The 19,495-nt window shown below is 66.8% G+C and carries 19 protein-coding genes; 8 read left to right on the top strand and 11 right to left on the bottom strand.

Annotated features, from left to right (window positions below):
• Positions 1-7 precede the first annotated feature (7 nt).
• From LC060_RS18550 to LC060_RS18535, 4 genes are read right to left on the bottom strand one after another with little or no spacing between them, the layout of a single operon-like run.
• Positions 8-379: a hypothetical protein gene (locus tag LC060_RS18550; protein WP_226638183.1), complete on the bottom strand. Its 372-nt coding sequence runs from the start codon at positions 377-379 to the stop codon at positions 8-10.
• Positions 376-861, bottom strand: a complete 486-nt coding sequence (locus LC060_RS18545; protein WP_226638182.1) for an endonuclease domain-containing protein — start codon at positions 859-861, stop codon at positions 376-378. The genes LC060_RS18550 and LC060_RS18545 overlap by 4 nt, the downstream gene beginning before the upstream one ends.
• Positions 861-2,363, bottom strand: a complete 1,503-nt coding sequence (sufB, locus tag LC060_RS18540) for a Fe-S cluster assembly protein SufB (protein ID WP_039389829.1) — start codon at positions 2,361-2,363, stop codon at positions 861-863. Before sufB ends, LC060_RS18545 begins: the two co-directional genes overlap by 1 nt.
• Complete coding sequence (locus LC060_RS18535) at positions 2,364-2,771, bottom strand: SUF system Fe-S cluster assembly regulator (protein WP_039389832.1); 408 nt, start codon at positions 2,769-2,771, stop codon at positions 2,364-2,366.
• Between the two features lie 363 nt (positions 2,772-3,134).
• Between LC060_RS18535 and LC060_RS18530 the strand changes: the two genes are divergently transcribed.
• The 4 genes from LC060_RS18530 to LC060_RS18515 all read left to right on the top strand — a co-directional run bounded on the left by LC060_RS18530 (position 3,135) and on the right by LC060_RS18515 (position 9,276).
• A complete protein-coding gene (locus LC060_RS18530) occupies positions 3,135-4,190 on the top strand; it encodes a quinone-dependent dihydroorotate dehydrogenase (protein ID WP_226638181.1) in 1,056 nt (351 codons plus the stop codon).
• Between the two features lie 11 nt (positions 4,191-4,201).
• Positions 4,202-6,013, top strand: a complete 1,812-nt coding sequence (gene ggt / locus LC060_RS18525; RefSeq protein WP_226638180.1) for a gamma-glutamyltransferase — start codon at positions 4,202-4,204, stop codon at positions 6,011-6,013.
• A gap of 306 nt (positions 6,014-6,319) precedes the next feature.
• On the top strand, positions 6,320-8,125 hold the full coding sequence (locus LC060_RS18520; protein ID WP_226638179.1) for an AMP-dependent synthetase/ligase: 1,806 nt from the start codon (positions 6,320-6,322) through the stop codon (positions 8,123-8,125).
• A gap of 47 nt (positions 8,126-8,172) precedes the next feature.
• Entirely contained in the window at positions 8,173-9,276 is a 1,104-nt protein-coding gene (locus LC060_RS18515; protein WP_226638178.1) for a transporter substrate-binding domain-containing protein, read from the top strand.
• 89 nt (positions 9,277-9,365) lie between these two features.
• Here LC060_RS18515 and LC060_RS18510 read toward each other — a convergent pair whose 3' ends face one another.
• From LC060_RS18510 to LC060_RS18485, 6 genes are all read right to left on the bottom strand, one after another.
• Positions 9,366-10,478, bottom strand: a complete 1,113-nt coding sequence (locus LC060_RS18510) for a class I SAM-dependent methyltransferase (protein ID WP_226638177.1) — start codon at positions 10,476-10,478, stop codon at positions 9,366-9,368.
• Between the two features lie 3 nt (positions 10,479-10,481).
• The gene (locus tag LC060_RS18505) at positions 10,482-10,811 is read right to left on the bottom strand and encodes a hypothetical protein (RefSeq protein ID WP_226638176.1); all 330 of its coding nucleotides are present in this window, start codon (positions 10,809-10,811) and stop codon (positions 10,482-10,484) included.
• A gap of 232 nt (positions 10,812-11,043) precedes the next feature.
• The gene (locus LC060_RS18500) at positions 11,044-11,571 is read right to left on the bottom strand and encodes a hypothetical protein (protein ID WP_226638175.1); all 528 of its coding nucleotides are present in this window, start codon (positions 11,569-11,571) and stop codon (positions 11,044-11,046) included.
• 155 nt (positions 11,572-11,726) lie between these two features.
• The gene (locus tag LC060_RS18495; protein ID WP_226638174.1) at positions 11,727-12,542 is read right to left on the bottom strand and encodes a bifunctional sulfur carrier protein/thiazole synthase protein; all 816 of its coding nucleotides are present in this window, start codon (positions 12,540-12,542) and stop codon (positions 11,727-11,729) included.
• 78 nt (positions 12,543-12,620) lie between these two features.
• Positions 12,621-12,851: a sulfur carrier protein ThiS gene (gene thiS / locus LC060_RS18490; protein ID WP_413465134.1), complete on the bottom strand. Its 231-nt coding sequence runs from the start codon at positions 12,849-12,851 to the stop codon at positions 12,621-12,623.
• A 120-nt stretch (positions 12,852-12,971) separates the two neighbouring features.
• Entirely contained in the window at positions 12,972-13,349 is a 378-nt protein-coding gene (locus tag LC060_RS18485) for a MerC domain-containing protein (RefSeq protein WP_226638173.1), read from the bottom strand.
• 132 nt (positions 13,350-13,481) lie between these two features.
• On the opposite strand from LC060_RS18485, the gene LC060_RS18480 reads away from it, so the two are divergent.
• Together LC060_RS18480 and cutA are read left to right on the top strand one after the other, a co-directional pair.
• Positions 13,482-14,576 carry a COX15/CtaA family protein gene (locus LC060_RS18480; protein ID WP_226638172.1) on the top strand — a complete coding sequence of 365 codons (1,095 nt, stop codon included), beginning with the start codon at positions 13,482-13,484 and terminating at the stop codon, positions 14,574-14,576.
• 1 nt (position 14,577) lies between these two features.
• The gene (cutA, locus tag LC060_RS18475; RefSeq protein ID WP_226638171.1) at positions 14,578-14,901 is read left to right on the top strand and encodes a divalent-cation tolerance protein CutA; all 324 of its coding nucleotides are present in this window, start codon (positions 14,578-14,580) and stop codon (positions 14,899-14,901) included.
• A gap of 37 nt (positions 14,902-14,938) precedes the next feature.
• Here cutA and LC060_RS18470 read toward each other — a convergent pair whose 3' ends face one another.
• Positions 14,939-16,018: a LysR family transcriptional regulator gene (locus tag LC060_RS18470; RefSeq protein ID WP_226638170.1), complete on the bottom strand. Its 1,080-nt coding sequence runs from the start codon at positions 16,016-16,018 to the stop codon at positions 14,939-14,941.
• Between LC060_RS18470 and LC060_RS18465 the strand changes: the two genes are divergently transcribed.
• A complete protein-coding gene (locus LC060_RS18465; RefSeq protein ID WP_226638169.1) occupies positions 15,993-18,479 on the top strand; it encodes a TonB-dependent receptor in 2,487 nt (828 codons plus the stop codon). The two genes, LC060_RS18470 and LC060_RS18465, sit on opposite strands and share 26 nt — an antisense overlap.
• Positions 18,479-19,480 (top strand): MBL fold metallo-hydrolase, encoded by a 1,002-nt coding sequence (locus LC060_RS18460; protein ID WP_226638168.1) that lies wholly within the window; start codon positions 18,479-18,481, stop codon positions 19,478-19,480. Before LC060_RS18465 ends, LC060_RS18460 begins: the two co-directional genes overlap by 1 nt.
• The last annotated feature ends 15 nt before the right edge of the window (positions 19,481-19,495 follow it).

The raw sequence follows: 19,495 nt of genomic DNA, 5'->3' as shown, positions 1-19,495 counted from the left end.
GGAGGGCTCAGCCCTTGGGGCACCGAAAGCGCTGGAATGTGAATTTCTCGTTGGTCGTCGTCAGCGTGCTACCATCGCCCGAAAGCTCGTAGCGGTCGCTCGAAGTCCAGGTCTGGCCTTCGCCATCGAACGATGCGGTGATGACGATGGCGCGTGGCCCCACGTCCTCGACCCCGGTGACGGCGCCCGTCGCTTCCCAGCCCTTGAGCGCCGTGGCGGTCAGGGTCAGGGTCGCATCGCTGGGCGAGGCGCAGAAGCGGCGCTCCTCTTCCCAGTGGCCCTGGAAGGCCTCGGGGATGGTGGGCGCGGCGGCATGGGCAAGGCCGGAGCCCGCCAGGAACACCAGCGGCAGGAGAAGGGCGCTTGCGCGCAGCCTCATGCCTCGGTGTCCTCCATCTGCACGCCCGCCCCGCCGCGGCGCGCGGCGCGCTTGTCGAAGGGGCGGTTGACCTCGACGCTGATCGCCTTGATCACGCTGTCGATGTCCGAGAGCACCTCGCTCTCGGCAAAGCGCAGCACGCGCACGCCGACCTGGCGCAGCTTGGCGTCCTGCAGCGTGGCGACCTCGACGTTGGCACCTTCCGGGCTCAGCAGCACCGCGATCCAGCGCGAGGGGCAGGCGAAATCGACGATCGCCGAGCCGACGATGGCCTGGCGCAGGAACTTGACCCCGCCCAGCTTCGAGCCCGACAGTTCGGCCCAGAGCGCGGCCTGCGCCTCGCTCGGGTGATGGCGCTGTTCGCGCGCGCGTTCCTTGAGCTTTTCGTAGCGGGCGCCCGTCAGCGCGAACGTCGCGCGCACGTCGCTGCCGCCACTCGTGCCACCCTGGCTCACGCCCAGCGTCTTGCGTTCCACGGTCATTATCCGACACTCCCTTCGAGCGAAATGCCGAGCAGCTTCTGCGCCTCGACCGCAAATTCCATCGGCAGTTGCTGGAGAACTTCCTTGGCAAAGCCATTGACGATGAGGCCGACCGCCTCCTCGGTATCGAGCCCGCGCTGCTGCGCGTAGAAGAGCTGGTCGTCGCTGATCTTGGAGGTGGTCGCCTCGTGCTCGATCTGCGCGGTGGGGTTCTTCACCTCGATGTAGGGGACGGTGTGCGCGCCGCAGTCCTTGCCCAGCAGCAGCGAATCGCACTGGGTGAAGTTGCGCACATTCTCCGCCGAAGCGCCCACGCGCACGAGGCCGCGATAGGTGTTGTTCGAGCGGCCCGCCGAAATGCCCTTGGAGATGATCGTCGAGCGCGAGCCTGCGCCGTTGTGGATCATCTTGGTGCCGGTGTCGGCCTGCTGGTAGTTGTTGGTGACCGCGACCGAATAGAACTCGCCAACCGAGTCCTTGCCGTTGAGCACGCACGAGGGGTACTTCCAGGTCACGGCCGAGCCGGTCTCGACCTGGGTCCAGGACACCTTCGAACGGTCGCCCTGGCACAGCGCGCGCTTGGTCACGAAGTTGTAGATGCCGCCCTTGCCCTCGGCGTTGCCGGGGTACCAGTTCTGCACCGTGGAATACTTGATCTCGGCATCCTCCAGCGCGACCAGTTCGACGACCGCCGCGTGCAGCTGGTTCTCGTCACGCTGGGGCGCGGTGCAGCCCTCGAGATACGAAACGTAGGCGCCCTTGTCGGCGACGATCAGAGTGCGCTCGAACTGGCCGGTGTTCTCGGCGTTGATGCGGAAATAGGTGGACAGCTCCATGGGGCAGCGCACCCCTTCCGGCACGTAGACGAAGGTGCCGTCCGAGAAGACCGCGCAGTTGAGCGTGGCGAAGTAGTTGTCATGCTGGGGCACGACCTTGCCGAGCCACTTCTTGACGAGCTCGGGGTACTCGCGGATCGCCTCGGAGATCGAGCGGAAGATCACGCCCGCGCTTTCCAGCTCCTTGCGGAAGGTGGTGGCGACCGAAACCGAATCGAAGACCGCATCGACCGCGACCTTGCGCGCGCCCTCGACCCCGGCGAGCACCTTCTGCTCTTCGAGCGGAATGCCCAGCTTCTCGTAGACGCGCAGGATTTCCGGATCGACCTCGTCGAGCGACTTGGGGCCGTCCTTGGCCTTGGGCGCGGCCCAGTAATAGGCCTCCTGGTAATCGATCGGCGGCACGTCGAGCTTGGCCCAGTCGGGCGGGGTCATTTCAAGCCAGCGGCGGTAGGCCTTGAGACGCCACTCGAGCATCCACTCGGGCTCGTCCTTCTTGGCCGAGATGTACCGCACGGTCTCTTCGGACAGGCCCTTGGGACCGTATTCCTGCTCGATGTCCGAGGACCAGCCGTGCTCGTAGTCGGCGACGCGCGCGGCGGCCTCGCGGGCGGCCTGGTCGCGCTCGGGAGCCTCCGGCGTGAGAGGGGCGGAACCTTGTGTCATTTATGCTTCCTCGACGAACTGGGTGAGGGGCACCTGTGCCAATGCCCCGCGCAGGGCCGCATTGACCTGCGGCCAGTGGGGGCGAACCGTGCATTGCCCCTCCAGCGTGCAGTCATGCTTGCCCTCTTCGATGCAGGCGGTGAGCGCGATCGGCCCCTCCACCGCTTCGACAATGTCGGCTATCGTTATTGCGGCGGGCGGGCGCGCCAGCTTGAGACCGCCACCGGCCCCGCGCGAGGAGCGCATGAGCCCCGCCGCGCTGAGCTTGCTCACCAGTTTCTGCACCGTGGGTCCGGGAAGGCCCGTTTCCTCGGCCAGTTGCCCTGCGCTGATGCGCACGCCGCCGCAATGCCGCGCGGCGGCGGACATGATGACAACAGCGTAGTCGGCCATGCTGGACAAGCGCATCGCTAAAGGACTTCTCGCACCCGAGGGTTAAACTGGATTAAATCTCTCCAATTCAACTAGCGCAGGACGCCGCGGTTTTCAATGGGGCGCAGACCTTCGCGCGCGCGGCTCGGATGCAAAATGCGCACACAAGGTCATAAAAAAGGGCGGCTTTCCGCCGATGCAGAAAGCCGCCTCAAGGTATAAAGAACTCGTGCGCATCCCGCTACGAGCCCTTCGGGTCGCGCAACCCATGTAGGCTGAGGCGCCGTTCAGGAATTGTAGATTTGCGACATGGGGTTGCGGGGGGGTGGCGGCTAAGAGCGCTTTTTTGCTGACAATTGTTGTTAGACGAAAGATTTGTGGCCTTCGCGCAACGCGGCTATGAGCGCGGCTGTGACCTACAAAGCCCTTCGCCCCGCCCTTTTTCGATTCGACGCCGAATCGGCACATGGCATCGCGCTGCGCACGCTCGCGATGGCCCGCTTCCTGCCCGCCCCTGCGCCCAGTCCGGCGCTGGCGAGCGAAGTGGCCGGCATTGCCTTTCCCAATCCGGTCGGCATGGCCGCCGGATTCGACAAGGACGGCGAGGTGCCCGACGCGCTCCTGAAGCTGGGCTTCGGGTTTGCCGAGGTCGGCTCGATCACCCCCCTGCCCCAGCCGGGCAATCCCAAGCCGCGCCTGTTCCGCCTCGAAGAGGACCGCGCGGTGATCAACCGCATGGGCTTCAACAATGGTGGTGGTCAGGCGGCCCGCAAGCGCCTTTCCGCCCGCGCCGCGCGCCCGGGCGTGGTGGGGATCAACATCGGCGCGAACAAGGATTCGACCGACCGCGTCGCGGACTACGCGACGATGGCGCGCATGATGGCGCCCTATGCCACCTACCTTGCGGTCAACATCTCCAGCCCGAACACCCCGGGCCTGCGCGCGCTGCAGGACGAATCCGCGCTCACCGGCCTGCTCGACGGCGTGATCGCCGCGCGCGACGAGGTCTGCCCGGTGAAGGCTCCGCCCGTCTTCCTCAAGGTCGCGCCCGATCTTGAGCCCGCCGACATCGACGCAATCGCGCGCATCGCCATCGAGCGCAAGCTGGGCGCGCTGATCGTCTCGAACACCACCATTTCACGCCCGCCGCTCGCCTCTGCGCACGCGGGCGAGGGTGGCGGCCTGTCGGGCGCACCGCTCAAGGACCTTGCCCAGCAGCGGCTGCGGGATTTCCGCAAGGCGACCGGCGGCGCGCTGCCGCTGATCGGCGTGGGCGGCATCGCCACCGCCGAGGACGCCTGGGCCCGCATCCGCGCGGGCGCCAGCCTCGTCCAGCTCTACAGCGCGATGGTCTACGAAGGCCCCTATATCGCCAAGCACATCTGCAAGGGGCTGGAAACGCTGATGAAGCGCGATGGCTTCACCACCATTGCCGAGGCGGTCGGAAGCGAATAGCCTCGCGCGCAATGCTTCGAAATTCCCTCGCCGTCCTGCGCACGCCCTTCGCCCTTTCCGCCTCGCTTGCCCTTCTTGTGGGCACCGCAGGCTGCACCGCCACCGCGCCTGCCGAAACGCAGACACCGCCCCCTGCCGCGCAGAACCGCGACGGTACCGGGATCGGCGTGGTCAGCGCGGCCGACCCGCGCGCCGCGGCCGCGGGCGTCGAGATCCTCAACCGCGGCGGCAGCGCGACCGATGCCGCCATCGCGACGATGCTCGCATTGAACGTGGTCGAGCCACAGAATTCCGGGATTGGCGGGGGCCTGTTCTGGGTCCGCCACGGCGCGGCCGACGGTTCGATCGCCACCATCGACGGGCGCGAGACCGCGCCGGGTGCTGCCGACGAAAGCTGGTTCCTCGATGCCAACGGCGAACGCCGCCCGGGCCGCGAGATCTACCAGGGTGCGCTCAGCTCGGGCGTGCCGGGTGCGCTCGCCGCCATGGCCAAGGCCCACGCGCAGTGGGGCACGCTGCCCTGGGCCGATCTCTTCGCGCCGGCCATCGCGCTCGCCCGCGACGGGTTCGTGGTGACCGACCGCCTTCACAACGGCCTCAATCTCTACAGCCGCCACGTCACCGGCTGGGCCAAGGAGACCTATTTCCCGGGCGGTGAGGCCGTCGCCATCGGCTCGACGCTCAAGACCCCGGCGCTGGCCGCGACGCTCGAACGCCTTGCCGCCCAAGGGCCCGAGCCCTTCTACAAGGGCGATATCGCGCAAAGCATCGTCCACGCCCTCAACAGCGCCGAGCCCGTCTCCTCGCCGATCACCACCGCCGACCTCGCCGGATACGAGGCGAAGGAACGCCCCTCGGTCTGCGACGATTACCGCGGCTACAAGGTCTGCTCGATGGGCCCGCCCTCTTCGGGGGGCCTGACCGTGCTGATGATTTTGAAGCAGCTCGAACGCTTCGACATGAAGGCGCTGGGCAAGGACAACCCGGTCTCTTGGCACCTTCTCGCCGAATCCGAACGCCTCGCCTACGCCGACCGCAACCTCTACATGGCCGACCCCGACTTCGTCGGCGTCCCGGTCAAGGGGCTGCTCAACCCGGCCTACCTCGCCCGCCGTTCGGCCCGGATCGATCCGGCGCGCACGATGCAGGTGATCGAGCCCGGCACGCCCGAAGGCGCGCCCGCGCGCCAGCGCGTCCCCTTCCGCGACGATCCGGGCACGAGCGACCTTGCCGTCGTCGACAAGCAGGGCAACGTCGCGCAGGTCACCACCACCATCAACGGCTACTTCGGATCGGGCATCGCCGCCTCGGGCTTCCTCCTCAACAACGAGCTGCCCGATTTCGACCCGGTGCCGAGCAAGGACGGCTATCTCGTTGCCAACCGCGTGGAAGGTGGCAAGCGGCCGCGCAGCTCGATGTCGCCCACCATCGTCTATGCGCCCGATGGCTCGGTGCGCCTGGCCATCGGGGCCGCGGGCGGCGCCACCATCATCTGCCAGATCGCCAAAGCCATCATCGGCGTGATCGACTGGGACATGTCCGCGCAGGACGCCATCGCGATGGGCCTCGTCTATGCGCCCGGCTCGAAGACCGCGACGCTCGAACAGGGCACCGAGCTCGAAGCCATGCTCCCCGCGCTCCAGGCACTGGGCGAGAACGTCAAGATCGCCCCCCTCGGTCTCAAGGCCAACGCGGTCGAGAAGGTCAACGGCCAGTGGCTGGGCGCCGCCGATCCGCGCAGCGAAGGCGTGGGGATGGATACGCTGGGCAACGTCACGATCATCAAGCGCCGCAAGAACAGCCTCAACGGCGCGCACGAGTAAGAAGAGGAAGATGATTCAAGGGGCCATCGCCCCTTGACCCCAGAACGGGCGACCTCACCTCCCACTGCAAAGGCCGCGCGCGTAAGGTGAGGCCGATAGTTTGGGGAGCCCGAGGGCGATGGCCCTCGGAAATCGTTCTTCTACGCCCTTCAAACGACAGCCCGTGCCTGCCTTGCGACCTTTCTGACAATCCCCCTGCCCGCTTGCCGCAACCGATTGCGCGGCCTAAGCGTTCGATCCAAGAAGCACGCCCGGCGTCGTCCGCACGCGCGGGCCCGGTACAAGGCAGAGAGGATTTCCGAGCCCATGGATCTTGTCGAATTCGACAGGTGCGCCAACGTCGTATCGCTGTTCCTGGCCCGCGCCGACGCGCTGGGCGAGGCTCCCATGCTCTGGGCCAAGCGCGAGGGCGAATGGACCTCGATCAGCTGGGCCGAAGCCGCGCGGCGGGTCTGCCTGCTCGCCGAAGGCCTGCGCGCGCGGGGCCTGCGCGATGGTGACCGGGTCCTGATCGTCTCGGAAAACCGCCCCGAGTGGTGCCTCGCCGATCTGGCGATCATGGCGGCCGGCTGCGTGACGGTGCCCACCTACACCACCAACACCACCCGCGATCACACCCATATCCTTGAAAATTCGGGTGCCTGCGCGGCCATCGTGTCGAGCGCGAAGCTGGCAAAGCCCCTGCTTCCCGCCATCGTCCAGACCGACCTGTGCCGCCATGTCGTGGGGATGGAACCGCTCCCCAGCCTGCAGGGCGGCAACTTCGCGACCTCCTTGTGGGACGACATGCTGGAGGGCGATGCACAGGCCGCGCGCGCAGCGGTGGAGGCGCGTCTCGTCTCCATCGGGCGCGACAGCCTCGCCTGCATCATCTACACCAGCGGAACGGGCGGGGCGCCGCGCGGGGTGCGCCAGCACCACGGCATGCTGCTCACCAACATCGCGGGCACCACGCAGGTCATCCTCGACGATTTCCACCTCGACCGCCCCGAAGTCTTCCTCTCCTTCCTTCCGCTCAGCCACGCCTACGAGCACACCGCGGGCGAGATCTTCCCGATCGGCCTGGGCGGCCAGATCTACTACGCCGAAGGGCTGGAAAAGCTCGCCGCCAACATCGAGGAGGTCGGCCCCACAATCATGGTCGTCGTGCCCCGCCTCTTCGAGGTTCTGCGCACCAAGATCATGAAGCAGATCGAGAAGCAGGGCGGCGCGGCCAAATGGATGATGGACCAGGCCATTGCGGTCGCCATGCGCAAGGCGGCGGGCAAGCGGCGCCTGACCGACTACCCGCTCGACGCGCTGCTCGAACGCACGCTGCGCCCGAAGATCCGTGCCAAGTTCGGCGGGCGCATGAAGGCGCTCGTCTCGGGCGGCGCGCCGCTCAACCCCGAGATCGGCATCTTCTTCGAGGCCATGGGCCTCACGCTCCTGCAAGGCTACGGCCAGACCGAGAGCGGCCCCGTCATCTCGGTCAACCGCCCGCGTGCCGGGATTAAGATGGACACCGTCGGCCCGCCAATGCGTGGTGCTGAAGTGCAGATTGCCGAGGACGGCGAAATCCTCGTGCGCGGCGAGCTGGTCATGCACGGCTACTGGCAGAACGCGGCCGCGAGCGAGGCCGCGCTCCAGAACGGCTGGCTCCACACCGGCGACATCGGCCATATCGACGACAAGGGCCGCATCTGCATCACCGACCGCAAGAAGGACATGATCGTCAACGACAAGGGCGACAACGTCTCGCCCCAACGGATCGAATCGATGCTCACCCTCCAGAACGAGATCGCGCAGGCCATGGTCGCGGGCGACCGACGTCCCTACGTCGTGGGCCTGATCGTGCCCGATGCGGACTGGGCACGCGAATGGGCGCAGGAGAACGGCGAGGAGGGTGATCTGGCGACCCTCCAGGCCCTGCCCGCTTTCCGCGCGGCCATCCGGGAGGCCATCGACCGGGTCAACCGCGAGATGTCGGTGATCGAGAAGGTGCGCCAGTTCGCCTTTGCCGACGAGCCCTTCGCGATCGAGAACGAGGAACTGACCCCCAGCCTCAAGATCCGCCGCCACAAGCTCAAGGAACGCTACGGCGCGCGACTGGACGCCCTTTACCGCAGCTGACAGGATGGGCGCTCCCGGCCGCAGTCGCGGCCCATCACGGAGTGCCCATGCCCCGCCTGCCAGTGAAGACACCGCCTGCCCTGCTTTCCCTTCTCGCGGTCTTCCTGGCACTCGCCTCCTGCCTCACGGCCCTGCCTGCCCGGGCGCAGGAGAGCGGGCAGAGCCTGATCGTCGCGACGCGCCTAGCCCCGCCCTTCGTGATGAAGAACGACGATGGCGCCTGGTCGGGCCTTGCCATCGACATGTGGCGCGAAATCGCCGAGCAGCGGGGCTACGAGTACAAATTCGTCGAGAGCGACTTGGCCGGTATGGTCGATGGGGTGGCCGACGGGCGTTATGACGCCAGCGTGGGCGCGCTCACGGTGACGGCCGCGCGCGAAGAGCAGGTCGACTTCACCCACCCCTTCTACGCCACCGGCTTCGGCATTGCCGTGCCCAAAGCGCCGCCTGCCTGGCTCTCGCTCCTGCGCAACTTCTTCACGCTCCAGTTCCTCCAGGCGATTCTGGCGCTGTGCGCGTTGCTGCTGGTGGTGGGCCTCCTGTTCTGGCTGGTCGAGCGGCGCCACAACGCCGAGGAATTCGCGCAAGGCCCGCGCGGGCTGTTTGCAGGCTTCTGGTTTTCCGCGGTGACGATGACCACGGTGGGCTATGGCGACAAGGCGCCCAGGACGGCGGCGGGCAAAGCCATCGCGCTGGTCTGGATGTTCGCAGCCATCCTGATCATTTCGACCTTCACCGGCATGATCGCCTCCTCGCTGACGAGCGGGCGCCTTACCGGCGCGATCGGCGGACCGGAAGACCTCGCCGTGGCCTCGGTCGGCTCCATCCGCGCGTCGGCAAGCGATGAATGGCTCTCCAGCGAGGGCATCGCCTTTACCAGCTATCCCGACATCGAGAGCGGACTTGCGGCCCTGCGCGAGGGCCGGATCGAGGCCTTCGTCTACGACGAACCGCTGCTGCGCTACCGCGTGCGCAACGACACCACGAATACGCTGCGCGTCCTTCCCGGCACGTTCGGGCGACAGGACTATGCCATCGCCACCGGCCCTGACAGCGCCTTGCGCGAGCCGGTCGACATCTCCCTGCTCCAGATCGTGGAAGGATCGAAATGGCGCAATGATCTGACCCGGGTGCTGGGCAAGGTGAAGTAGCGCGGGGCGGACACCCGCCACGAAAAAGGGGCGCTCTCCCGGTTTGGAAGAGCGCCCCTTTTCGTTTGAGGGCCTGATGAGGCCCCGCCTTACTTGCGGCCCGAAGTCACGAACCAGGACAGGAAGACGCCCTTCGATTCCTCGCCGAACTTGCTCGCCGACATGTCCGGGCCCAGGACCGCGTCCTGGAAGCCGACCTTCACGTCCTCGAACCCGGCTGCCGTCATCAGCGCGCCGTAGTCGGCCGAGGTCGCTTCCTGCCAGGCCGGCTCGTTGTTGTAGTCGCGTTCCATGCCCGCGATCACCTGGCTCCACAGGTCGAGCGTCTCGTACTTCACGGGCACTTCGAGATGGACCGCGATGCCGCCCTTGCGCAGCAGGCGGTGGCTTTCCTTGAGGATGTTCTGGATCGCCTCGGGCGAGGTCTCGTGCATGACCGCCGCGGTGAAGACGAGATCGAAGCTCTCATCTGCAAAGCGGGTCTTCTCGGCATCGTCCTGCACGAAGTGGATCGCCGCACCCAGGTGCGCGGCACGGGCGTGCGCGTAGCGCAGCACCGAGGCACCAACGTCGACCGCGTAGGCCTCCGCCTTGGGGTAGGCTTCGGCGACGGGAATCACGCTCGAGCCCACGCCGCAGCCCAGTTCGACCAGCTTCTCGGGCTGGAAATCGGGATAGCACGAGGCAAGGTGCGCCGCGACGGCCTTGCCGCGACCATCGTTGAGGAAACCGCCGTTGCGCCCCAGCATGTAGACCGCACCGCCGCGGTCCATCAGCGCGCCCTGGCGCACGCCGTCGGTGTCCGAACCGTAGCCGCCGGGCATGAGGTGGACGTGGGCGTCTTCCAGGTAGTCGGGGACCTGAAAGTCCTCGGCCAGCGTCAGCGAGCCGATCTCGGCCGCCTCGGAGGCCTTGGCGTCCAGCTCACCGGCCTGGCGATCGACGCAGTTCCAGACCGAATCCCAAAGGAGTTCCTGCGTGGTGCGGCGCATGTTCGACCAGCCCAGGAACGCAGGCTCCTTGTGCAGCTTGTCGAAGACCTCTTCGGCGCGCGCGTTGTGGCTGAGGCCCGGATCGAGTTCCTCGGCGATCTGGCGCTCGTGCGGCTCAACCTCGGTGTAGAGCCAGTACTGCAGGTCGCGCACGAAGAGCTGTTCGGTGGTCTCGTCGTGGTTGGCGCTGGCAAGCATCGGATGCGACATGGTTCAGGCTCCCTGGTTCGAAGTGGTCTTGGCCGCGCGGCGCATGGCCGCCTCGCGGATCGGGCGGAATACCTTGCCGATCAGGCGCTGGCGCAGCGCGCCGCGCGCCTTGGCGGCGTCCTCGTCGGGAACATAGGCCTCGACCGCGCCCTCGTCGAGCGTGCCGGCCTTGGCCAGCAGGCGCTCGAGCGTGTCGATGCGCTCGCGCGCCATGGCCAGTTCGCTGGCCAGCGCGGTGATCATCGCGAAGGTCTGGTCATCGCCTTCGTCCAGGCCGGGCATGTCCCGGCGACCGGCGGTCTGGGGTTTGGCCATCTGCGGCTTGTTGGTCACGCGTTACACCTCTTGTTCCAGTCCGGTTGTGTCAGATACCGGATCTTTCAGGTGTACAAGATGCCATAACGGTCTTTGGGTGCAGGTCCGCCTTCGATTTGTCCGAACGGCGACAACCTGCGCCGGATTTTCCGGTCGCAGGTTGCGGTTTGGGCCTCGCACTACGCGGTAGAAGGGCCCGGTGCAGGGAAAGCGGTGCGACCCGAGGGCCCTGCGGTCAAGGAAAGGTATCTCAGGCGGCTTCGAGCTCGATCCACTCGGGGTAGAAGCCGGGTTCGCGCGCGGACCAGCCCGGCGCCGTCGCGGCGGCCTCGCTGATCGAGTGCAGCAGGGTCTTACGCCAGTCAGGACGGATCTGCGGGAGCGCCGCCGCGCCGCAGAAAGCTCCGGGGAGCCAGGGCCGGGCCCAAGCGCCCAGCAGGCGTTCGTAGAGGAAGCGGAAGGCGGAGAAGCTGGCCAGCCCGCCTTGCGCCAGGTCGTAGGCGGCCATGCGCACCAGCTTGCCCATGAACGGATCGAGATCGGCAAAGCCGTACTCGTCCGGGCGCTGGCCGCGCAGGGCCTGCAGGTCACGGTAGCTCTCGTACTGGCCCCGGATCGAGGCCATTTCCCCGGCATCGCGGCCCCAGAGCTTGAAAGCGTCCTGGCGCCCCAGGCCAACATCGAGACTGCGCCGGATATAGCGCTGTTCCGAAGGGGTGAAGCTTGCGAATTCCCGAAGCTCGCTGATCGTGAGACTTGCCGTGCCTGCGTATTCCATGTGCCGTGTCCGTTGCTTGTTATGTGTCGTTGTTCAGCTTTCGCCTTTCCCGTGATGGACACACTTTAAGCCCCGCGCGCTTACCCGCACGTTAATCATGCAATCGTTTGAACACCTCACTGACCGAAAGTATTAGGCAATAAAATCGTTAACCATCAGATCATGCCGGAAAGCGGGCTTGAGGGGTCTGCATAGCGGCGCTTCTGCATGCGTCCGCTAAGATATGCATGGCGTCCGGCCTCCACCGCGAGGCGCATTGCCTTCGCCATCCTTACCGGATTCTTCGCTTCGGCAATGGCCGTGTTCATGAGCACGCCGTCGCAGCCCAGCTCCATCGCGACCGCCGCTTCCGATGCCGTGCCCACGCCCGCATCGACCAGCACCGGCACCTTGGCGCCCTCGACGATGAGGCGCACGGTGACCTGGTTCTGGATGCCAAGGCCCGAACCGATCGGCGCGCCCAGCGGCATGACCGCCACCGCGCCCGCCTCTTCAAGCTGCTTGGCCGCAATCGGATCATCGACGCAGTAGACCATCGGCGCGAAGCCTTCCTTGGCGAGGATCTCGGTCGCCTTCAGCGTCTCGCGCATGTCGGGATAGAGCGTACGCGCCTCGCCCAGCACCTCCAGCTTGACGAGATCCCAGCCGCCCGCCTCGCGCGCCAGACGCAGCGTGCGGATGGCGTCCTCGGCCGTGAAGCAGCCCGCCGTGTTGGGCAGATAGGTGATCTTCTTCGGGTCGATGTAGTCGGTCAGCATCGGCGCCTTGGGGTCCGACACGTTGACGCGGCGCACCGCGACCGTGACGATCTCGGCGCCCGACGCCTCGACCGCAGCCGCGTTCTGCTCGAAGTCCTTGTACTTGCCCGTGCCCACGATCAGGCGCGAGGTGAAGGTGCGCCCGGCAACGGTCCAGGTATCGGCCTCGTTGGTGGCAGTGGCAGCGGCAGGGGTGGTGGCGGTATCGGTCACGGGTCGCATCCTTTCAGGGCGTCGAGGCGCGCGAAAATCTCGGGAAAAACAGAAACGGGGGACGGGGCTTGAGGGGCGTCAGCCGCCGCCCACGAAATGGACGATCTCGAGGATATCGCCCTCGCCCAGAGTCACGTCGGCCAGCGTCGAGCGCGGCGCGATCTCGGCGTTGTGCTCGACCGCGACCTTGGCGGGATCGAGACCGATGTGCGCGACAAGGTCGGCAATCGTCGAGCCAACCGCAATCCGGTGCGGCTCCCCGTTGACGGTGAGCGAGATGAGGGCGTTCGACGTGTCGTTCTGGGCCATGTGGGTGCAGATAGCGCGCCCTGCGCCGAGCGCAAGGTTTCCCGCCGCCGAGCCGGGACGCGAACGGCGCTTTTCGCGCGGAGCCGCAGGGTCATCGCCTGCGCGTCCCCTACACGGAGATCAGTGGGCCGCGTGGCCGCGCAGATTGGAGAGATGTGCTCCCGCGACAAGCGCCACGCCGAAGATCGTCAGCAGCGCCTCGGGCAGGCCATGGCCGACAAACAGCGCGAGCGCCATCAGCACGATGCCCGCCCCGCCCGTCACCAGCGGGGTCATCCGACCATGGCGCAGGACGCCAAATCCGAGCGAGACCGCGCCGAACACGACGGCAAGGGCCAGCCCGACCTCGTGAATCGCGGGCGAGAGCAGCAATTCCCCGCCCAGCCCCAGCACGCCGACCAGCACGATGCCTGCCACGCAGTGCACCGCGCAAAGCCCGCTGAGCAGGATTCCGGCCCGGTCGAGCCGTCCACGAATCGAGGAAGGGTTGCTGCGCATCGCTCGGCAAATATGTAACGTTGTAACATTAATCAAGAGCGGGGCCGAAATTTGCCACGAACCGAGCGCTTACCACGCCCGGAGCCTGCGGGCTCTTGCGTAACCTGCGGCAAGGGCTCAGGAAGAGTCCCCATGAAGAACATGGACGGTCGCCCTCTCATCGGAACCCACGACGACATCGGCGCGATGGTGCGCTGGCTGTTCACCGTCGCCGTGCTGGTCGTGCTCATCGTGGCCATCGGCGGGATCACGCGTCTCACCGAATCCGGCCTTTCGATCACGCAGTGGAAGCCGGTGACCGGCGCCCTGCCCCCGCTGACCGACGCGCAGTGGCAGGCCGAGTTCGCCGAGTACCGCCAGATCCCGCAGTACCTCGATGTCAACGGGCCGGCAGGCATGACGCTGGCCGACTACAAGTTCATCTACTTCTGGGAATGGGCGCACCGGCTGATCGCGCGCATCATCGGGCTGGTCTTCGCGCTGCCGCTGATCTGGTTCTGGGTGCGCCGCACGATCCCGCTTGGCTACAAGCCGCGCCTGCTCGCCCTCCTCGCTTTGGGTGGCCTTCAAGGCGCGGTGGGCTGGTGGATGGTCTCCTCCGGGCTCTCCCCCGACGCGCTCGACCGGGTGAGCCACTTCCGCCTGGCCGCCCACCTCCTGACCGCGCTCCTGACATTGGGCGGGCTTGTCTGGACCGCGCTCGACCTGAAACAGCTCGAACAGGGCACGCCGCGCTCCTCGCTCGGGCGCTTTACCTTCGTGGCGCTCGCCGCACTGGCGATCCAGCTGTTCTACGGCGCGCTCGTCGCTGGGATGCGCGCAGGGTATGTGGCGGGCGCGGGCTGGTTCCACCTCGACGCCTGGCCGCTGATGCAGGGGCATCTCGTCCCCGAGGGCATCGATGCCTCGGGCGGGCTCCTCCATGCGCTCTTCAACGACCCCTTCCTCGTCCACTTCCTGCACCGCTGGTGGGCCTGGGTCGTCGTGGCGATTCTCGTCGTCATGGGGCGGCGCCTGCGCGCGATCCGCCAGCGCCCGGCCTCGGTGGCGATCCACATGGCCTTCGGCCTGCAGATACTGCTTGGCATCGCGACGATCTGGTCGGGTGTGAACCTGTGGCTGGCGGTCGCCCACCAGGTCTGCGCCGCGCTGCTGGTGATGAGCGTGGTGTGGGGCGCCCATGCCCTGGGCCGCCGCGACCCGGTCAACCTGCTGAGCGCAGCCTGACATGGCAGATGCGCCCCTTTCCGGCGCGCTTGTCTGGTGTCCCTGCCCCGATGAAGCCACAGCGCTCGCAGCCGCGCGCACCCTCGTCGAAGAGAAGCTCGCCGGTTGCGGCAACGTGATCCCGGGGGTCACCAGCGTGTTCGAATGGGAGGGCCGGATCGACACCGCGCGCGAAGTCGGCCTGCTCCTCAAGACCCGCGCCGACCTGCTCGAGGCCGCCGTCGCGCGCCTTGGCGAGATCCACCCCTACGACACGCCCGCCGTGCTGGGCTGGATCTGCGATGCGGGCGCACCCGCCACACTGGGCTGGCTGGGCGAGCTCTAACACCCGGGCGCGCGGGCGCGCCTGACGGGCACGCAGGTCAACCTGCCGGCACGCTCAGGCCGGGCTGCGGCGCAAGCTGGCGGGCGAAACGAATGATGCGTTCCCGCAGCCAGCTCAGCCCGGCATCGTGGGTGCGCGCGACATGGTATTGCATCATCTCGCGCATGTTGGGGACATGGAAGGGAAGCTCGGCGATGGCGAGCTCGTGCACGGGTGCCGCGGTCTGTGCCAGCCGCTCATGCATGACGGACAGGCGGTTGGTGCCGCGCAATAACCAGGGCACCTGGATGAACGACTGCGCGCAGACCTCGATCCGGCGCTCGGGAACGAGCGTGTTCAGCACGCCTTCGACAAAGGTATCCTGATTGCCGATGCGCACCGCCACGTGCCCTGCTGCGAGGAAGCCCTCGCGCGTCAGTTCGTTATCCAGCAGGGGGTTGTCACGCGCGCCCACGGCAACGAAGCGCTCCTCGAAGAGGAGTTCGCGTGGATGGTCGCAGTCCATGAATTCCTCGGGCGTGAGGATCAGGTCCACCTCGCCCGCCTCCAGCTTGTCCGCACTGTCCATATCGGGGAGGGACAGGTTGAGGCGAATGCCCGGCGCTTCGCGTTGCAGGACCTCGACCAGGGGAACCAGCAGCACCGTGGTGATGTAGTCCGAGGCATTCACGAAGAACAGTCGCCGGGACACCGCCGGATCGAACCGCGTGCTCATCGCGATCAGCCCCTTGAGGCGTATCAGCGCATCGCTGACTTCGGGCGCGATCGCCAGCGCGTGCTGGGTGGGAATCATCTTCTTGCCGTGGAGCACCAGAAGGTCGTCGTGAAAGCTCTCACGCAGGCGCTTGAGCGAGGCGCTCATTGCCGATTGCGTCACGTTCAGCCGCTTCGCCGCGCGCGTCACGCTGCGCTCCTGAAGCAAAGCTTCGAATGCAACCAACAAGTTAAGGTCGAAATGATCCATCCGCATGATGCATTCATTCCATTTGTAGTTATCGAGAAAAACAAAAAATTGGACCGATAGTCTGAGCGGTGAAAGAACGTATGGCAAGTGCAGCGTAAAATAGCTGCCGTTAGGGAGAGAGAAACCGATGCGTATGCCTCTGGTCGCCGGCACGGCGATGACGCTTGCCCTGTTGGCGCAGCCCGCCCTGGGCCAGACCACCCAGACACAGACCTCCGAGACAGGCGAGACCTTCGGGCTCAACGCCATCATCGTCACCGCACAGCGCCGCGCCGAAACCCTGCAGGACGCGGCCATCGCGATCAACGCGGCCAGCGGTGACCAGCTGGTCCAGAGCGGCGTCGCCGACGCGACCCAGCTCAACACCGTGGCGCCCGCGCTCTATGTCGCGGCAGGCGGCGGCGCGAACACCGGCTACTTCATTCGCGGCGTCGGAAACTTCGCGAACAACGGCTACACCAGCCCGGCTGTCGCCTTCAACATTGACGGCGTCTACATCGGGCGCCCCTCCTCGACCGTCGCCTCCTTCCTCGATGTCAACCGCGTGGAAGTGCTGAAAGGCCCCCAGGGCACGCTCTATGGACGCAACGCCACGGGCGGCGCGATCAACGTGATCCCGAACGCACCGCAGCTGGGCGTCTCGGAAGGCTCGGTCAGCGCGCAATACGGCAACTACGATGCCTATGAGCTGACGGGCATGGTCAACGCGCCGCTCGGCAACGATGTCGCCCTGCGCCTTGCCGGGACGGTGAACGAGCGTGACGGCTACTTCTCGGACGGCACCGGCGCGGCCAAGGATCTGGCCCTGCGCGGGCAGATCTATGCCGAGCTCAGCCCCGCGATCAACCTGCGCGTCTCGGCCGACTACTCGACCCAGAAGGGCACAGGGCCCGGCCTCAATGTGGAAGGCGTCTACACCTTCACCCCCTTCAATCCGGGGGCGACGGTCCGCAACTGGCTTCACGTGCAGGCCCCGGACAACGTGCGCGCGCCCTACACCGGCCTATTCGCGCCGGAGGCTCTGGACTTCATCGAGAACACGGCCACCGCGGCCCCGCTCTTCGCGCCGCTGACCGGCTATGCCTATCCGCGCCGTGACGATGAATACTGGGGCCTCAACGCCGAAGTGAACGTCGATCTGGGCGGGGTCGATCTCGTCGTGATCCCCGCCTATCGCCACTCGAAGCTGGACAACCAGTTCAACGGCCCCCCCTTCAAGGCCGCGATCAACTCCGACACCGCCGAGCAGTACAGCCTTGAGGCGCGGCTTTCGGGCACGAGCGGCCCTGTCGAATGGCTGCTGGGCGGGTACTGGTTCGACGAGACGGTCAAGGGCGTCAATTCGTTCAACCAGTTCTCGACGACCACCTTCAACAGCTTCGACACGCACACCCGCTCGCTGGCCGCCTTCGGACGCGTCACCTGGAGCCTCACCGATACGCTGCGGCTCGTGGGCGGACTTCGCTATTCGGACGAGAAGCGCGACATCGTGGCCCAGGCTGATTCGCTGGCCGCGATCTGTCTGACCGAACTGCCTTCCGGCCAGCCCAGCTGCCCCGACCTGCCCACCGTGCCGGTCGGGCTCACCTTGCGCGATTCGCTCGCGCAGTACGCCCCGGGGCTGTTCCCGGCAGGAAGCCCGCTCGATGCGCCTGCCCCCTACGGCGCCTTCCCCTTCGGCCCGTTCGGTCCCATGGGTCCCACCGCGATCATGGCGATTACCCCGACCGTGATCGACCGCGCGGCGAGCGACCGCGAAGTGACCTGGCGCGCCGCGGTCGAATTCGACGCCAGCCCCGACAACCTCGTCTACGCCAGCTTCGAGACCGGCTTTCGCGCCGGCGGCTTCAACATCACCTTCGGGCAGGAGGAATACGCGCCCGAGTTCATCGACGCCTGGACGCTGGGTTCGAAGAACAGCTTCTTCAACAACAGCCTGCAGCTGAACCTGGAAGCCTTCTACTGGAAGTACCGGGGCCAGCAGCTGGCCGCGCTGGGGCTCGACGACAACGGCAACAACGCCTTCTACACCCGCAACGTGGGCAAGTCCTCGGTCAAGGGCGTGGAGATGGACTTCCAGTGGCTGGCCGGTGCCACCACGCTTGTCCATGGCGGCGCGCAGTACCTCGACGCCACCTACGACAGCTTCCAGTACAACCAGATCGACCTGTCCGACGAAGGCGACCCGCCCTACTTCCTCACCCCGATCACGGGCTGTGGCTACACCCAGGTTTCCGAGCCTGTGCGCTCGTTCGACATCGACTGCTCGGGCAAGCCTGCCCTCTACGCGCCCAAGTGGAGCTTCAACCTGGGTGTCCAGCAGAAGCTTGAACTCGATCCGCTCGACATCACCTTTTCGCTCGACGGGCGCTACCGCGCCAACCGCGTGATCGGCTTTGCCTACCTGCCCACCGGCGACAGCGGCGCGGACTTCAAGATGGACGCCTCGATCCGCTTCGAGCCGACCGAGGTTCCCGTCACGGTCATGCTCTTCGTGCGCAACCTGACCGACCAGGCCGTGCAGTCGACCTATCAGCTGGGCGCGGGCAACGTCGCCAGTTCCGCCTACGAGCCTCCGCGCACTTATGGCCTGCGGGTCGGGTACACGTTCTGATGCGCCCTCTTCGCACGCTCGCCCGCCGCGCCCTCCCCCTCCCCCTTCTCCTTCTCGCCGCAGCCGGTACGCCCGCCGCGGCGCAGGAGCCGGCCCCTGACAGGGAGGGGCTGGGAACCTGGATCACGCTGGGCACAAATGCGGGGCCCGTGATCGTGCCCGAGCGCTCGCAGCCTGCAAACCTGCTGCGCTTTGCCGGAAAGGATTATCTCGTCGACGTGGGCGATGGCGCGGCGGGGCGAATGGAGCAGGCCGGGGTGCAATCGCGCGCGGTGGACGCGATCTTCCTCAGCCACCTGCACTTCGACCACACCGGCGGCCTGGCGGCCGTCCTCGGCCTGCGCTTCCAGACCAGCGCGCGCGATCCCCTGACCATCTACGGGCCGCCCGGCACGCGCGAACTGGTCGAGGGGCTGCTCGCCTCGATGGTCCCGGGGGTCACCGCGAACTATGGCGTGGAAGGCGCACCGCCCGTCGATCACCGCGCGGGCATCACGGTGCGCGAACTGCGCGATGGGGACCGGATCGAGGTGGACGGCATGACCGTCACCGCGGCGCGCAACACCCATTACAGCTTCCCCGAGGGCAGCGCGATGGCGCAGCGCTTCCAGTCGCTCTCGCTGCGCTTCGACCTGCCGGGCCGCGCGATCGTCTACACGGGTGACACCGGCCCCAGCGCGCGGCTCGAAGAGCTCGCGAAAGGCGCGGACCTGTTGGTTGCCGAGATGATGGACATTCCGCTCACCATCGCGCGCCTGATCGCAGCCAACCCCGGTATTCCCGAGGGGCAGTTGCAGGCCATGCAGACGCATCTGGCGCACCACCATCTCTCGCCCGCAGACCTCGGCGCGCTCGCCGCGCGCGCGGACGTGGGCGGACTGGTCGTCACGCACTTCTCGGGCTGGGACGCAGGCAGCCCCGAGCACTTTGCCTACCTCACCACCCTCTCCGCCGCCTACTCAGGGCCCTTCGAGATCGCCGACGACATGGACGCCTACTGAGCGTCCAAGCACAGG

It is taken from the genome of Novosphingobium profundi, assembly GCF_020524485.1.
Lineage (GTDB): Bacteria > Pseudomonadota > Alphaproteobacteria > Sphingomonadales > Sphingomonadaceae > Novosphingobium > Novosphingobium profundi_A.
Note: the sequence above shows the minus strand (reverse complement) of the source record. Positions and strands in the feature narration are given on the sequence as shown.

Excerpts from the sequence above, each read along its gene's own strand:
- cutA (WP_226638171.1), top strand. The coding sequence starts at position 14,578 with ATGGCAGATGCGCCCCTTTCCGGCGCGCTTGTCTGGTGTCCCTGCCCC.
- LC060_RS18550 (WP_226638183.1), bottom strand. The coding sequence starts at position 379 with ATGAGGCTGCGCGCAAGCGCCCTTCTCCTGCCGCTGGTGTTCCTGGCG.
- LC060_RS18465 (WP_226638169.1), top strand. The coding sequence starts at position 15,993 with ATGCGTATGCCTCTGGTCGCCGGCACGGCGATGACGCTTGCCCTGTTG.
- LC060_RS18535 (WP_039389832.1), bottom strand. The coding sequence starts at position 2,771 with ATGCGCTTGTCCAGCATGGCCGACTACGCTGTTGTCATCATGTCCGCC.
- LC060_RS18485 (WP_226638173.1), bottom strand. The coding sequence starts at position 13,349 with ATGCGCAGCAACCCTTCCTCGATTCGTGGACGGCTCGACCGGGCCGGA.
- LC060_RS18545 (WP_226638182.1), bottom strand. The coding sequence starts at position 861 with ATGACCGTGGAACGCAAGACGCTGGGCGTGAGCCAGGGTGGCACGAGT.
- thiS (WP_413465134.1), bottom strand. The coding sequence starts at position 12,851 with ATGGCCCAGAACGACACGTCGAACGCCCTCATCTCGCTCACCGTCAAC.
- LC060_RS18520 (WP_226638179.1), top strand. The coding sequence starts at position 6,320 with ATGGATCTTGTCGAATTCGACAGGTGCGCCAACGTCGTATCGCTGTTC.
- LC060_RS18460 (WP_226638168.1), top strand. The coding sequence starts at position 18,479 with ATGCGCCCTCTTCGCACGCTCGCCCGCCGCGCCCTCCCCCTCCCCCTT.
- sufB (WP_039389829.1), bottom strand. The coding sequence starts at position 2,363 with ATGACACAAGGTTCCGCCCCTCTCACGCCGGAGGCTCCCGAGCGCGAC.
- ggt (WP_226638180.1), top strand. The coding sequence starts at position 4,202 with ATGCTTCGAAATTCCCTCGCCGTCCTGCGCACGCCCTTCGCCCTTTCC.
- LC060_RS18510 (WP_226638177.1), bottom strand. The coding sequence starts at position 10,478 with ATGTCGCATCCGATGCTTGCCAGCGCCAACCACGACGAGACCACCGAA.
- LC060_RS18530 (WP_226638181.1), top strand. The coding sequence starts at position 3,135 with ATGAGCGCGGCTGTGACCTACAAAGCCCTTCGCCCCGCCCTTTTTCGA.
- LC060_RS18515 (WP_226638178.1), top strand. The coding sequence starts at position 8,173 with ATGCCCCGCCTGCCAGTGAAGACACCGCCTGCCCTGCTTTCCCTTCTC.
- LC060_RS18480 (WP_226638172.1), top strand. The coding sequence starts at position 13,482 with ATGAAGAACATGGACGGTCGCCCTCTCATCGGAACCCACGACGACATC.
- LC060_RS18500 (WP_226638175.1), bottom strand. The coding sequence starts at position 11,571 with ATGGAATACGCAGGCACGGCAAGTCTCACGATCAGCGAGCTTCGGGAA.